Source organism: Stenotrophomonas capsici, assembly GCF_034961085.1.
In the GTDB taxonomy this organism is placed as follows: Bacteria; Pseudomonadota; Gammaproteobacteria; order Xanthomonadales; family Xanthomonadaceae; genus Stenotrophomonas; species Stenotrophomonas capsici.
This window is the reverse complement of sequence record NZ_JAYFUH010000249.1, coordinates 1,004,811-1,019,577: the sequence shown is the minus strand read 5'-3', so window position 1 is coordinate 1,019,577 and position 14,767 is coordinate 1,004,811. Positions and strand designations below refer to the sequence as shown.

Annotated in this window: 12 protein-coding genes; 1 reads left to right on the top strand and 11 read right to left on the bottom strand. The window is 65.3% G+C overall.

All coding sequences use genetic code 11. The features are described 5' to 3' along the window. Nucleotides 1–3: 3 nt before the first annotated feature. From VA603_RS17895 to VA603_RS17845, 11 genes are all read right to left on the bottom strand, one after another. On the bottom strand, nt 4–966 hold the full coding sequence (locus VA603_RS17895) for a DUF4123 domain-containing protein (protein ID WP_323439614.1): 963 nt from the start codon (nt 964–966) through the stop codon (nt 4–6). 2 nt (nt 967–968) lie between these two features. Continuing rightward, nucleotides 969–3,698, bottom strand: a complete 2,730-nt coding sequence (locus VA603_RS17890) for a type VI secretion system Vgr family protein (RefSeq protein WP_323439613.1) — start codon at nt 3,696–3,698, stop codon at nt 969–971. A gap of 127 nt (nt 3,699–3,825) precedes the next feature. Beyond that, a complete protein-coding gene (locus VA603_RS17885) occupies nt 3,826–4,176 on the bottom strand; it encodes a hypothetical protein (protein ID WP_192288492.1) in 351 nt (116 codons plus the stop codon). Between the two features lie 22 nt (nt 4,177–4,198). After that, the gene (tssH, locus tag VA603_RS17880; protein ID WP_323439612.1) at nt 4,199–6,949 is read right to left on the bottom strand and encodes a type VI secretion system ATPase TssH; all 2,751 of its coding nucleotides are present in this window, start codon (nt 6,947–6,949) and stop codon (nt 4,199–4,201) included. Between the two features lie 66 nt (nt 6,950–7,015). Then, complete coding sequence (gene tssG / locus VA603_RS17875; protein ID WP_192288490.1) at nt 7,016–8,107, bottom strand: type VI secretion system baseplate subunit TssG; 1,092 nt, start codon at nt 8,105–8,107, stop codon at nt 7,016–7,018. Continuing rightward, entirely contained in the window at nt 8,071–9,906 is a 1,836-nt protein-coding gene (gene tssF, locus VA603_RS17870; protein ID WP_323439611.1) for a type VI secretion system baseplate subunit TssF, read from the bottom strand. The genes tssG and tssF overlap by 37 nt, the downstream gene beginning before the upstream one ends. Then, a complete protein-coding gene (gene tssE, locus VA603_RS17865) occupies nt 9,906–10,394 on the bottom strand; it encodes a type VI secretion system baseplate subunit TssE (protein ID WP_132864110.1) in 489 nt (162 codons plus the stop codon). The genes tssF and tssE overlap by 1 nt, the downstream gene beginning before the upstream one ends. 123 nt (nt 10,395–10,517) lie before the next feature. Further along, the gene (locus VA603_RS17860; protein ID WP_132864111.1) at nt 10,518–11,015 is read right to left on the bottom strand and encodes an Hcp family type VI secretion system effector; all 498 of its coding nucleotides are present in this window, start codon (nt 11,013–11,015) and stop codon (nt 10,518–10,520) included. A gap of 143 nt (nt 11,016–11,158) precedes the next feature. Next, a complete protein-coding gene (tssC, locus tag VA603_RS17855; protein ID WP_192288488.1) occupies nt 11,159–12,649 on the bottom strand; it encodes a type VI secretion system contractile sheath large subunit in 1,491 nt (496 codons plus the stop codon). A 3-nt stretch (nt 12,650–12,652) separates the two neighbouring features. Continuing rightward, on the bottom strand, nt 12,653–13,153 hold the full coding sequence (gene tssB / locus VA603_RS17850) for a type VI secretion system contractile sheath small subunit (RefSeq protein ID WP_132864113.1): 501 nt from the start codon (nt 13,151–13,153) through the stop codon (nt 12,653–12,655). Between the two features lie 29 nt (nt 13,154–13,182). Next, nucleotides 13,183–13,812, bottom strand: coding sequence for a tetratricopeptide repeat protein (locus VA603_RS17845; protein WP_192288487.1), 630 nt, complete (start codon nt 13,810–13,812; stop codon nt 13,183–13,185). A 252-nt stretch (nt 13,813–14,064) separates the two neighbouring features. Between VA603_RS17845 and tssJ the strand changes: the two genes are divergently transcribed. Then, complete coding sequence (gene tssJ / locus VA603_RS17840; RefSeq protein WP_323439610.1) at nt 14,065–14,676, top strand: type VI secretion system lipoprotein TssJ; 612 nt, start codon at nt 14,065–14,067, stop codon at nt 14,674–14,676. Nucleotides 14,677–14,767: the final 91 nt, after the last annotated feature.

Genomic DNA, 14,767 nt, shown 5'->3' with positions numbered 1-14,767 from the left:
TCCTTAAGTTTGCGCCGTGTCGAAGGCAAAGTAGGGGAACCTGACCGGCCCCAGTTCACTCTTGATCTGGTCCCAACCCTCCGGATCGGGAATCTCAGCCAAGGCATCCATCAACGGTGACCGCTCGGCTACTGAGCGCTCAACCAACGCAACCACCGTGGGATGGCTGGCGAGCAAAGGATGAATCTGCAATATGTAGGCCGCCAACAGTTGAATATCGTGATTTACCGACAAGCCAAGACGTTTTGCGGAGGCAAGCGCCGCACGCAACTGGCGAAGGTAATCCTTGGGAAGCACATCAACCATGCCTTTCCAACCACGAGCCATCTCCTGGACCTGTTGACATTGCTCCAACTCCAGCCACTGTGCGTGATCGAGTCGCAGCCTCTGGCCGGAAACTTCGTGGCGTTGATCGCCGTCCTTAAGAGCAAGGCTCTGTATCTCGTCGCGTCGATCAATAAAATGCCAATGAGTGATGGGGCCCAACAACGAGCGCCGCTGAGGGATATCCAGAAGAGCCCATACAAACTCGAGTACGCGTCGATCGGAGATCCGCAACACCCGCAGTTGGCCGGTCGTCCCAAGGCGCTGCTCCATTGTTACTGCGAAATGCCTGGCCAAGACTTCCAGCGGAGCATCCGTTTCCATCCATCCGGCCACGGACAATCCGGCAGCAGCTTCCTGTAGAGGGAAGGCCTGCTCTCGCAACGCCAGGTCGAGGACGCGCGCAATCAGGTCGGAGTCTTCTGGCCTGATATGAACAAGTCGCGGCGTGCGGCAGACATCCGTGAATGCAGGGTGCTTCAAACACACGTCAACCGAATGGCAATCGCGGCCAACGAACTCCTGGAAACCCGCGCCGCGATCCAGGAAGCGATCCAGCATCACGACAAGCCCGTGTTCCGAACCAGCCGCACGCTCAGCCAGAAACCGTTGAATGGACTGCTTTTTTTGGCTTGTATCCATCTTCAGACAAAAGCGGCGCCAGATGCAGCTGCCGCATCATCCTTGGTAGGGCATGCTTTCAGCTCGGCTTCCGGAATGGATTGAGAGCCGCTTGTACTCGCCGGCCCCACCCACTCCCTCTGGCTTGCCCTGAACTCGATCTTCCCCGGCGCGCCCAGCTCGATGTTGTCGCCCTCGATCCGGATGTACGCACCGGCGGCATTGGCCAGCAGGTGCTTGGTGGGTGCGGACAACTGCACGTCTGCTTCGGTGCTGGCGATGCGCACGTCGGTCTTGGCGGCCACCTTGGCCAGGTTCTTGTGCGCCCTGGCGCTGACCTTGCCCTGCGCGGCGTGCAACGCGATGCCGCTCTCCTGGTTGGGGCTCTCGCCCCGTGCCTTCTGGCCAACGGTGTAGACGACCAGGCCGTTGGCGACGGCCAGGGTAAGCGCACCCTGCGTCATCCAGTTCAGGGCCACGCCCGCGCTCAGCAGGGTGTGCGTGCCGCTCACCCAGGCCTGGTCGGCAGGCGTCAGGCTGAGCACGCCGGCCACGCCGCTGCCCAGCAGTGCCGGTGCGCTCCAACCCGGCGCCTCACCGCCGCCACCGGCGATGGCGCCACCACTGCTGCCACCCTGCGTCGCCTTGAGCTGCTCCTGCAACTCGCTCAGCATTTTGTCCGCAGGTAGTTCATCCTGGTCCTTGGGCAGCTGCGCCTTCTGCTCCTTCGCCGAGTCGGCCAATGACTTCAACAGGTTCTGGCCTTCCATCAGCTGCGACAGCGCCTGCGACGCGGAGAGCTGTTGTGCGCCCTGCTCGGTGGTCAGCAGCAGGCCCTTGCCGGCACGCAGGCTGCCCTGGGCGCGGGTGGAGAGCTCGGCGCCGAAGCCGCGCTCGGCGCCACGCACGTTGTCCTGCCCCGCTTTGATATGCCCCAAGGTGAGCGCACTTTCGTGCTGGGTGGTGGACAGCTGGGTGCGGCCTTGGCCGGGGGTGTCGTCAAAGCGCAGTTGCTGGTAGCCGCCGGTGCCGGACTGGCTTTCGGCCAGCGCCTGGCTCTTGAAGCCGGTGAACACCGCGGCGTGGTCGTTGCCTTCGAACCAGGCCGCCGCGTTGCCGGTGGCGTTGGCGCCGCCGCCGTTGATCTGGTTGTGCTGCGCATCCTGCTGGCCGCGGCCGTTGTAAAGACTGCCGACCACCACGGGCCGGTCGATGTCGCCTTCCAGGAAGGCCACCAGCACTTCCTGGCCGCGCCGTGGCAACACCACGCCGCCCCAGTTGTCGCCGGCCCAGGGCGTCATCACGCGCACCCAGGTCCAGGCGTTGCCGTCGGCACTGGCATTGTTGTCACCCCCGGGATGATCGCGCCCGCTGCTGCCGTTGCCGCCACGCTGCCACGGGAACTGCACCTTGATGCGGTGGTCACGGTCGGACAGCAGTGGCTCGCCGTCACTGACCACGATGGCGCTGAGCGTACCGGTGATGGTGGGGCGCGGATGCAGGCGCCCGCCATGGCCATCGTCTGTCTGCGGCCGGTAATTCACCTCGGCCGGCACGGCGACGAAGTGGTTGTCGTAGAAGGCGGTCTCCACGCTGCGGCTCGCATCGGCTTGGGCGGTGCCGGCCAGTGCGGCAGGCAGCGACGGTACCGCGATGGCCGCAGGCCCGAGCAGCTGCTCCAGTGCATCGAACACATCGGCGTCCAGGTTGTTGCGCGCCTGGTGCTGCACCGACAGGCAGAAGAAGCGGGCATCGCCCTGCACCTGCGGATGCTGCTGCAGGCCAAACCGGGTGCCGGGTGCGAGCGCCCGCCACTGGCCGGCGCCTTCGATCTGATGGGTCTGGACGCGCGGCGCATCCAGGTGCTGCTGGGCGCGGTGTTGCCCGCGCGCATTGTCCTGCCAACCGTAAGGACCGCCGGTGTCGCGGTCGACGATGCCGAAGTCGCTGGCACTCTCCGCCGCGGCGCTGGCCTGTCGGCGCTCAAGGGTGCGGTGGTCCCAGGTCGCGCGCTCTACGCGGTGGGTGCGCCACCGCCGCGCCACGTCCCAGCGCTGCACGGTGTCGCGGCGCTCGCTTTCATCGCGCCGATGGAAACGCACGCTGCCCGCATCGGTGGCGTCGTGGCCGTGGTCGGCCAGTACCAGCGTGTGCTTGCCGAAGTCCGCGTCCGAAGGTTGCCCCTCGTGCTCGAACCAGTAATAGATGCCTTCTTCGGCGAGCAGGCGCTGCACGAAGGCCAGGTCGCTCTCCTGGTACTGCGTGGTCAGGCTGCGCCGCGCGTACTGGTTGGCATCACGCAACGACCAGCGCCACGCCGGTGCCAACACGCCGTAGTCGGCGAACACATCCTCCACGATCTGCACGACGGTCTTGTCGTGGAACACGTAGCTGTCCACGCGCTGGGACAGGAACGCCAGCCATGGCTGCAGGCGCAGGCGGTAGCGGGCAAGGCCGCCATTGCTGCCAATGCGCTCGGCGGCGGTGATCCGGCCATGCAGCGGGCGCAGGTTGCCGTCGGCCTGTTGCAGTTGAAGCAGGGCGGCCTGGCCGACCAGCGGCCCTAGGTCCAACCCGGCATCGGTGGACAACGCGGTGATGGTCCATTGGAAGCCCGGGCCATCGACCTGCTCGACGCCATCGAGGGTTTCAGCCACCAGCACCTCGCTTCCCAGCGCGGTATGCAGCCGCAGGAAGCGTTGTGCATGCGCCGGCCCCGCCAGCGCTGCCAGTATGTTGCTTGCCAGATCCATGGTCATTCCCTGCCTTGCAGTACGCGTGCCTGCCCCCTCAGGCATGCGTTCCGTTCACGCTACCGCTGCATTCGTGCAGCCCCCTGCCCCGCGCATTGCCGGTACCGGCCAGTGCGCGCGGGAGTGGTCACACGCCCTGGACGATCTCTTCCAGCTGCAGGCGCACGCCTTCGCTGATCTTCAGCCGATAGTCGCGGCCACCGGCCGTGATCTGCACCTCGCGCGCGTTGCTGACCAGCTGCGGCTTGCCGACCACCGCCGCGTCCATGTGCACCCGCCAGGAGCCACGGCTGATCTGCGCGGCCACGTTGCGCGCTTCCCAGCGTGCGGCCGGTGCAGCGGTATCCAGCAGTTCGATCACGTGTTCCGGGCGCACCCGGTTCCAGGCGCGGACGCGGTCCAGGTCACGGGCAAGGCCAACCTCCAGGCTGTCGCAATGCTTGAGGGCGGCTTCGCGGTCAAATCCATAGAATTCCATCGTCATTCTCCTTTGCTGGTAATCAAGAAACCTTGTACTTGAAATCACCCTTCTTGCCGGCGGTGACCTTGATGGCGTTGATGCGGTCTCCTTCCGCCATCGCAGCCAGGACACTTTCGGCAATCTCCGGCAACAGGGTGCCGTTGAGGATGTGGTCCACATTGCGCGCGCCCGAATCCACCTCGGTGCAACGCGCCAACACGGCTTCAACCAGGCTGTCGTCCCAGCTGAAAGTGGCCTTGTGGTTGGCCACGACACGGTCGCGGATGCGACCCAGCTTCAACGTGATGATCTTCACCAGCACGTCGTCGTTGATCGGGTAGTACGGCACCACCTTCAGGCGACCCAGGAAGGCGGGCTTGAAGCTGCGCATCAGGATCGGGCGCAGCGCCTCGGCCAGCGCATCGGCGGCCGGGATCTCCTCGGCCGGCTTGTTGAGGCAGGCCTGCATGATTTGCGAGGAGCCGATGTTGGAGGTGAGGATGATCAGGGTGTTGCGGAAGTCGATCTCGCGGCCTTCGGCATCGTCCATCACGCCCTTGTCGAACACCTGGAAGAACATCTCCAGCACGTCCGGGTGGGCCTTCTCCACCTCGTCCAGCAGCACCACGCTGTAGGGGTTGCGACGCACCGCCTCGGTGAGCACGCCACCTTCGCCGTAGCCCACGTAGCCCGGCGGCGACCCCTTCAGGCCCGACACGCTATGCGCTTCCTGGTACTCGCTCATGTTGATGGTGACCAGCTTGCGCTCACCGCCATACAGGATGTCGGCCAGCGCCAGCGCGGTTTCGGTCTTGCCCACGCCGGACGGGCCCACGAACATGAACACGCCCCGCGGCTTGTTCGGGTCTTCCAGCTTGGCGGTGGCGGTACGCACGCGCTGCGCGATGGCATCCAGCGCGTGGTCCTGGCCAATGACGCGCTCCACCAGCAGGTTGCCCAGCGAGCGGATGGTGCGGATCTCGTCCTTGACCATGCGCCCCAGCGGCACGCCGGTCCAGGCCGACACGATCTCCGCCACCACGGTGCCATCCACCTGCAGCGGCACCATCGGGGTTTCACCCTGCAACTGCTTCAGCTCGGCCTGCAGCGTCGCCAGTTCGGCATGCTGCGGCGACTGCGCCGGCTTGGCGGCCTTGCGCTTGCTGGCCGGCTTGGCGACGGCGACATCGCCCTCGCCTTCCTCGACGGCTTCGCCCTGCGCCTGCGGCGGCGCCTGCTCCAGCTGCTGCCGCAACTGGGCAACGCGCCCGGCCAGCTCACGCTCGCGGCCCAGGCGCTCTTCGTTGTTGGCCAGCACGGCCTGCGCTTCGGCCTGCTGCGCATGCAGCTCGGCCAGTCGTTCACCGTGCTGGTCGTTGCCACCGGCAGTTTCGCGCTGCAGCGCATCGATCTCGGCCTGCAGGCGGTCCATGTGCTTGCGGGTGTCCTCGATGACGGCCGGCGTCGCGCTTTGCCCCAAGGCGACCTTGGCGCAGGCGGTGTCGAGCACGCTGACCGCCTTGTCCGGCAGCTGCCGGCCGCTGATGTAGCGATGCGACAGGCGCACGGCCTCGGTCACGGCCTCGTCCAGCACGCGGATGCCGAAGTGGGACTCCATCAAGCCGACCATGCCACGCAGCATCGCTGCGGCAAGCGCCTCGCTGGGCTCCTCCACCTTCACGACCTGGAAACGACGGGCCAGCGCGGCGTCCTTCTCGAAGTACTTCTTGTACTCGCCCCAGGTGGTGGCGGCGATGGTGCGCAGCTCGCCGCGCGCCAATGCCGGCTTGAGCAGGTTGGCCGCGTCGTTCTGCCCGGCAGCGCCGCCGGCACCGATCATGGTGTGGGCTTCGTCAATGAACAGGATGATCGGGTGCGGGCTCTTCTTGACCTCGTCGATCACGTTCTTCAGGCGGTTCTCGAACTCGCCCTTGACGCTGGCACCGGCCTGCAGCAAACCCATGTCCAGCGTGTGCAGTTCAACACCCTGCAGCACCTCGGGCACGTCCTTTTCGGCGATGCGCCGGGCCAGGCCCTCGACCACCGCGGTCTTGCCCACGCCGGCCTCGCCGGTGAGGATCGGGTTGTTCTGACGGCGACGCATCAGGATGTCGATCACCTGCCGGATCTCGGTATCACGGCCGATCACCGGGTCGATCTTGCCCTCGCGCGCACGCTGGGTGAGGTTGGTGGTGAACTGGTCCAGCGCCGGCGTCTTGGACAGCCCGCCCTTGGCCTCGCCGGGCATGGCATCGTCGCCGTCCGCACCTTCTGCGCCGGGCGCAGCGGCATCGGCGAAGCGCACCGTCTGCACGGACTCCTGCGAGCCCTCGGTCAGCTTGGCGAAGTCGTGCTTGAGCTCGTCGCGCTTGAAGCGCACGAACAGCTTGGAACCGCGATACGCCAGCTGCGCCAGGTCCGGCTCGGTCAGCAGCGCCAGCAGCAGGTGGCCGCTGCGGATGCGGGTGGTCTCCGAGTCCAGCGACGCGATCAGCCAGGCATGCTCGAACAGCTTGGGGATGTGCTGCGAAAACACCGGCGTGCGGCTGTTGCCGGTCTTGAACTGGCTGATCTCGTCGTTGAGGTCGCGCTCCAGCGACTCGGGCGAGATGCCACTGCGCCGGGCGATCAACACGAAGTCACACTGCGGCTGTTCCAGCAGGGCCAGGAACAGGTGTTCCAGGTCCACCTCGTAGTTGCCACGCGACATGCACAGGTTTGCCGCCCGCTCGGCGGCCTGCCGGCAGGTGTCGTCCAACTTGCTGATCAGGGTCTTGAGGTTGATGCTCATGCAGAAACGCGCACTCCATGCTGGATCAGTTCGGGTGCCCCCGGCGCCGGCGCCAGGGGCATGGGGTCATTGCAACGTGTGGATGCCATAGGTCGTGTCTTCGCGCGATGCCGTTTGCGGGCGCGTGGTCATGTAGCTGTCCCAGCCCAGGCGCGCACCGCCACCTTCGCCCAATGCGCTGCCCTGCACGTCGTCAGCGCGCAGCACCAGCCTTACCTCGTATTCCAGGGTGCCACCGGTCAACAGCGACAACCATTTGGCCAGCGCTTCGGCGGCGCTGCCGCCGGGCAGGAAGTCGTCAAACTGGTCGCGTCGCAGCGGCCCGATGCGCAGGCGCATGCGCAGGTCACGCTGCCAGACCCGGTCGCCGGCCAGCGCGCTGGCGCCGAGCACGGCATTGGCCTGCCCCAGCCGCGATGCCTGCCCGGACGGCACGCGATACCAGGCACCGACGAACTGCTCCAGTTCCACCGGCACCTTGAAGTAGTCCGACAGCACGCGCTGCATCAACGCAGCGGACACCGGTCGCTGGCGCACCGCGCCGGCGTAGTACGCCACGGCCTGGTCGAAGATCTCGCCCTGGCCCTCGTGCAGGCGGTCGCGCAGCTCGCTCATGCCCATGCCGAGCAGCGACAGCACCAGCGGCAGGAAGCGCTCGCGCCGGTCCAACTCGTACTGCAGGGCCAGGCGGTGTTTCTTCCATGCGGCGTAATGCAGCGACACCGCGCGCGTGGAGAAGATGTCCAGGAACGCGCGCGCGGTGCGGTCGCGCTGGTACAGCTCACGCAGCTGCAGGGTCTCGGTGTAATGCAGCGGCAGCGCACCGGCCGTGCCCAGCAGGCCCATGAACTGCGGGGTCAGGTGCACCTCGCCCAGCGTCTCGTCGTGCAGCGCCTGCTCGATGGCCTGCGCGTCCTGCAGGGTCTCGCCCTTCAGCGACACCACCGTGCCTTCGGAGGACAGCTCGGTCGCCGGGAACCCCAGCGAGAGCGTGTTGCGGAAACGCACCCGCATGGGCACCGCCTGCCCGGGCGTGACGCCCTGGCGCAGGAACACCTGCTCGAGCAACCGCACCGCCTGGAAGAACTGGAAGCGGTGGGGTTCGGCGAGCAGCTGCTGCGCTACGCCAGGATCGATTCGCCGCTGCGCGCTGGGCATCGGACGATCTCCTCCCCGCTGTCGCCGGAAACCAGCACCAGTCGGGTGAAACTGTTGGCGTGCACGTACAGTGCGAAGAAGTGGTCCATCACCTGGGCGAAGGCGGCCACACCGGTGCCCACGAAGTGGGCTTCATTGATGGTCAGGCGGATCTCCAGGCCACGCACCACCGAGGCGAACTGGCGGCCGGACATCCACGTGGTGGCCGGGTGCTGTTCCAGGCCGAGGATGCCGTCGATCTGGCGCGCCGAGACGTTGGAGCCGGACAGGTCGTACAGGCGCAGCATCTCCTTCAGCGCCGGCAGGCCACTGCCGGTCAGCGACAGCTGGTTCAAGGACAGGTGCGAGATCAGCCGCCACTGCGCGTTGCGCCCATGGCGGAATCGCAGCGGCTTGGTCGGCTTGCGCAGCAGGCCGATCGAGCGGGCCGGGCTGCCACCTTCCATGCTCAGGTCACCGCCGGCCGCGCCGTAAGGCAGCTGGTTGGGCAGGTCGCGGTTGCTGCAGGTCAGTTCCACGCTGACCGTATCGGTCTGCGGCAACACCGGGTTGAAGGACAGGTCGACGAAGCTGATCTCCATCTCGAAGCCGGGGCTCTGCCGGGCGACGTCCTCGTCGCGGCGCGCGACCCAGTACTGCCCGGTCCGCTCCGGGTCCTCACCATGGTGCAGCGAATAGAACGGCCGGAATGCCTGGATCACCTCGCCCTGCGGCGTCTGCCGGATGCGGTGCACCGAATCGATCGAATGCACCTCGTAGGCGAACGCGCGCCGCGCGTCGGCCAACACCGGGTAGTTCACCGTACGGTGGGTGACACGGATCGGCTCGCCGCTGGTCTTGAACAGGTTGACGATGGGCGTGCAGCCCAGGCGCACGTTGTGCACGCCCAGCTCCTCCAGGACCATCGTGTTGCTGCGGTCGTTGCCGGCACTCTGCAGCACCAGGTGCAAGGTGAAGCGACGGCTGGCGCCGGCGGTCACCGTCGGCAGGTGAAGGTCGACGAAGCCGAACTTCTCCGGGTAGGCGAACAGCTCGGTCAGCAGCCGATAGGCCGGATGCGAGCGCGCGGGGAAATCGATCAACGCCTCGTTGTCGGCAAACCCCACCGCTTCCAGAGGCACCTGCTCCAGGCGTCGCCAGCGGCCGTCGCCGTCCGATTCGACATAGGCGGCCTTGACCCCGTACATCAGCGCATCACGCAACGCCGCGCGTACCGAGGGTTCGCCGTCCAGGAACAACCGCAGCTTCTCGGTGCCGAGCTGGGAGAACCCCAACTGGTCGGACAGCAGCTGGAAGCCCAGCGAGATCTGCCCGCCCGCGCCGGCCGGCAGGGTCGTTGCCATCGGGGCCTCGGCCACCCCGCGGTACACCACCTGCTGCACGCCGATGGGCGCCAACACCACGTCATAGGCACTGCGGAAGTCGCAGGGCACGCCACGCACCGGCCGGCTCTGCAGGGCGGTGCCACGCGGGATGCGGACCGGCGCGCTGAGCTTGGATGCCACGCCGTCCATGTCGAAGTACGCGATCGAGCACGACGGGAACGGGCGCAGGTAATGCGGGTAAAGCACGTCCAGCAGCGCGTCGGTGAACTCCGGGTAGTCGTCCTCGATGCGCTTGGACACGCGCGCACTGAGCAGCGCGAAGGCCTCGATCAAGCGTTCGACATGCGGGTCCTGGCTGCCCTCCGGCGACAGCTGCAGGCGCCCGGCGATCTTGGGGTAGCGCTCGGCGAACTCGCGGCCATAGCGGCGCAGGTAAGCCAGTTCGCGCTCGTAGTAGGGCAGCAGGTCCTGCATCAGCCGGCCTGCGTGCGACGCGCGCGCGTCACCTGGTACTGCAATGTCGAGGGCTGCAACATCGCATCGAAGCTGACGGGCTCACGCGCCGGCTCAAGGTCGAGCAGCGCATGGATGGTGAAGTGCAGGCCGCCGGCGAACTGGTTGCCGGCGTCCAGGTGCACGTTGATGTTCTTCAGGCGTCGCTCGTGGCGTGCCACGGCCTGTTCCAGCGAACGGCAGATCGCCGAGCGGTCGTAGGCATTGGCCAGGCTCATCGCCGAGAAATCGGCCAGCCCGTAGGTCAGCAGCGACTGGCGGCAGTTCGGGAACTCCTGCATGTCGCTCTCCTGGAACGCGGCGCGGGAGTTCAGCAGCCCTTCCAGGTCGCGTGCGATGGATTCCTTGTACTGCTCGAGCGAGACGGACTTGAATACCGGCCCGGCACCCGGCTGCTTGGGGGTATCGTCGAACAGTTTTTCCAGCAGACTGGGTTCGAGTCCCTTCATTGGTCCATCCACTCAGGTTTCGGCATCCGTGCATGCGGCAGCGGTGCAGCGAGGCAAGGCCGCTCCTGGCCCCGCCGGATCAGACTGCGATGGCGCACGAGGCGCCATCGCAGCGACACAACATCACACGGTGTAGTTCGGGATGTTCTTGGTTGCGCTCCACTGCGCCACGGTCTTGCCACCAACACCGCCTTCCGGCTTCTGCTGCTGGTAAGTCCACTTGATGGCACCGAAGCTCAACTGAACAACCTCCTGGGGCATGCCCTCCTTGTCCACCGTAGTGGTGACGCGGTGGACCAGCACATTCATCAACTCGACCAGGTAGTAATTGATCGCGTTGCCGTCCTTGTCGGCGCGCATGAACTCCACGCGGGCCTTCGGGAAGGTGGTGCCGTTGGCGGCGGCCTGGTTGAGGGCCGTGGAGGCGAGGTCGATCGATTTGGTGATTTCGATCGGTGACAGGTTCACGCGGGCTGCCGTGGTACCGCCGGAGGTCGACGCGGTGGCCGAACGCGGCTGCAACAGGTCCTGCGAGAACGACTGGATCTCGATCCAGTCCTTGTGCTTGTCGTCGTGCGACTCGCCCTTGATGGTGTCAATCGAGAGAAAAGCGTGCTGCATATCTGGTCTCCTAAGTTCCGTTCTTCCGTGAGATTTGGGTTGCCGGGCGGGGGGGCCCGGCGGTTCAGGGGGCTATGCCCTCTAATCGCGTCGCTGCGTACAGGGACAGGGGTCCCCCCGACGCTACAGCAACAGCAAAACCGTTACGCCTTTTTCGCGGAAGCCGGCAGTTCGGCCACCAGACGCAACGAAACAGACAGCTCATCGAGCTGGAAATGCGGCCTGATGAAGGCCACCGCGCGGTAGACACCGGGCTTGCCCGGCACTTCCGAAACCTGCACGGAAGCCTCACGCAGCGGGAACTGCGCCTTGGCTTCCTGGTTGGCGTTGTCGTCCAGCAACACGTACTGGGCGATCCACCGGTTGAGGAACTCCTCGACGTTGCCGGCCGAGGCAAAGCTGCCGATCTTCTCGCGCATCATCGCCTTGAGGTAGTGGGCGATGCGTGAGACGGCGAAGATGTACTGCAGCTGCGCCGACAGGATCGCGTTGGCATTGGCCGAGTCGGTGTTGTACTTCTTGGCCTTCTGCGCCGACTGCGCACCGAAGAACGCGGCGTAGTCGGTGTTCTTGCAATGCACCAGCGGCATGAAGCCCAGGTCGCTCAGCTCCTTCTCGCGGCGGTCGGTGATGGCCACTTCGGTCGGGCACTTCAATGCCACTTCGCCATCGTCGGTACGGAAGGTGTGGGTGGGCAGGTCCTCGACCAGGCCACCGCCTTCCACGCCACGGATCGCGGCACACCAGCCATAGTTCTCGAACGCCTGGGTCAGGCGCGCGCCCATGGCGTAGGCGGTGTTGCACCACAGGAACTTGCTGTGGTCGGCGGCCTCGACTTCCTCGACGAAATTGAAGCCCTCCACGGTGGTGCCGTCCTTCGGGTTGTACGGCAGGCGGCCGAGGAAGCGCGGCATGGTCAGGCCGACGTAACGGCTGTCCTCGCTCTCGCGGAACGACTTCCACTTGGCGTACTCGACGGTGTCGAACACCTTGGCCAGGTCACGCGGCTTGCCCAGGTCGGTGAACGACTCCAAGCCGAACATGCCCTCGCCCGCCGCGGAAATGAACGGCGCATGCGCCGCCGCGGCCACGTGCGACATCTGCTCGATGAAGTACATGTCCTCCGGCTGGCGGCCAAGGAAGTAGTCGCCGATCAGCGCGCCGAACGGCGCACCACCGAAGGTGCCGAACTCTTCCTCGTAGACCTTCTTGAACAGCGCGCTCTGGTCGAAGTCGATCGCGGACTTGAAGTCCTTGACCAGGTCCTTCTTCGGCGCGTTGAAGACCTTGATCTTCATGTTCGGGCCGGTGGAGGTCTGCGAGCACAGGTAGTGCAGGCCGCGCCAGCTGCTTTCCAGCTGCTGGAACTCCTTGGCATGCATCACCGCGCTGAGCTGCTCGGAGATGATCCGGTCGATCTCGGCGATGCGTGCATCGAGGGTGAGGTTGAGGTTGTCGGACACCACCACCGTGCCATCCAGCACCTCCTGCGCCAACGCGGAAATGATGTCCTTGGCGCGCTCGTGTTCGGTCTGCGACTTGGCGACCTTGCTCTTCTCGACGATCTGGTCGAGCAGGCCGACCTCTTCGGTGACCGCTGCTGCTGCGCCCAACTGGCTGGCTTCAACCGACATAGATCACTCCCCCTTGCCCGCGCCGAGCTGCTTGAGCTGCTCGGTGTTGTTGAGTACGTCCGTCAACAGGTCCTCCAGCTTCTCGTTGCCCGCCAGCTTGTTGCGCAGGTCGGCCAGCTTGGTGCGCGACTCCAGCAGGCGCCGCAGCGGCTCGATCTGCTCGACCACGGCTTCCGGGCGGAAGTCGTCGATCGAATTGAACTTCAGCTCGACGCCGAACTCACCGCCCGAATCACTGATCTTGTTGGGAACACGGAACACCGCGCGTGGCGCGGCGCCTTCCATCACTTCGTCGAAGTTGTCCAGGTCGACGCTGACGAACTTGCGGTCCTTCACCTTCGCCAGCGGCTGTTCCGGATTGCCGCTGAAGTCACCCAGCACGCCGACCACGAATGGCAGCTCCTTCTGCTCGATGGCGTCACCCTTCTCAACGTCATACGTGAGCTGGACGCGCGGCGGCCGGATCTTCTGCAGCCGCTTCTGAACACTGTCCTTCTTGGCCATACGTGTCTCCTGACTGTGAGCTCGTTGGCTCAGTTGCCGATATTCTGAAAGGGATCGGAGTTATCGCTGCGTGTTTGCGGCCGTTCCGGCGCCGCGGCCGGAGCCGAGGCCGGTGCTGCCGTCGCGGCGCGACGCCCGGTCGACCGGGCCGGCGTGCGCGGGCGCGGCTTGGGCTTTTCCGCCACCAGCACCGCATCGCCCATCGTCGCGCGCAGCGTATCGGCAAGCGTCTGTGCTTCCCGGCGCGCGGTCTCGGAGGCAAGCACGCCACGCCCCTGCAGTCGCTGCAGCGATTGGTTCGCCACGCGGAAGCCGGCTACGGTGAGAACGCCATCGGCCACCAGGTCATCCGGATCACGCTGCAGCACTTCTTCGGCCGCAACGATCGCACGCGCGTAATTCCCCTGGTCGAACTGCAACTGCGCGATACGCACCCAAGGCTCCTTGCGCGTTGGATCCGACTTCGCCGCATCTTCGAATGCCTTGATCGATGCATCCGCGCCGACCGTTGCGACCTGTGCCTCGGCATTCGCCATGGTCGTTTCGAATGGCACTGCGACCGGCTTCTTCGGTGCGGACGCACACGCGGCAAGACCGGACAACAGAACCAATGCCATCATCGGCCGATAGGCGACCGCGCTTATTGCCTTCACATCCATCGTGATCCCTCGTTGAGAAAGTTCCTCTAAAGGGAACCAGACAACCGCCGATACAACACACGGGAATCCAGCCCCTGCGGCGCGAGTGTACATTCGCCAACACGCGTCGGTATAGTGATTTTCAACAAGTCAGAAATCACTGATCTACACACACTCTTCACATGTTGCAGATTGCACACCTGCTGCAGCGCACACGTCACTCCGTGTCGTAGCTCACACAAATCCACTGTCACCACAATAATGAATACGCCTATGAGAGATTTCCTACGCGTGGTTTCAGTTACAACTGTCATGGGGATAGTTCTACTGACAACGCCCGGCTGCGCGAGCAACGGAAAGATCGGTAAAGCGGTTGACAGCACCTTGCAGGCCGTGGGTCTGCGCGAGAAGAAACCTGCCGAACCCCCAGTGATTCCACTGCGGCTGTACGCCGGCAGCAATCTCAATGCAGCCAATGACAAACGCGCCACCGCGGCCGTCGTGAAGATCTACCACCTGCGCAGCAGCCAACGCTTCGAGCAGGCGCCTTTCAACGCATTCCTCGATCAGGCCGGCGAGCAGGCAGCCCTGGGTGCGGACCTGCTGTCCGCCAACGAAGTGGTGCTGACACCGGGCGTGCGCCAGGAATTGTCCGAACAACTGAGTGATGGAACCACGGTGCTTGGCGTGGTGGCGCTGTTCCGCGCACCTGCCGAGAACCGCTGGCGGCTCACCTTTGATGCCAAATCCAAGGATCTCCCGGCCACCGGCGTGACCATCGGCGTGCACGCGTGCGCCCTGACCAGTGACAGTGCCGCGCTGCTGACCAGGATCTCGGGCGATCCCAACAGCCTGGCCTCCATCAGGTGCGCCTCGTCACGCTGATTAAGAGACGCAGTCTTCATAATGAACGCCGACCTTTCTATCGTTCAGCCTGTTCAGCAACGAAGCAAGGCGGCATGGATTTAACGCTTGC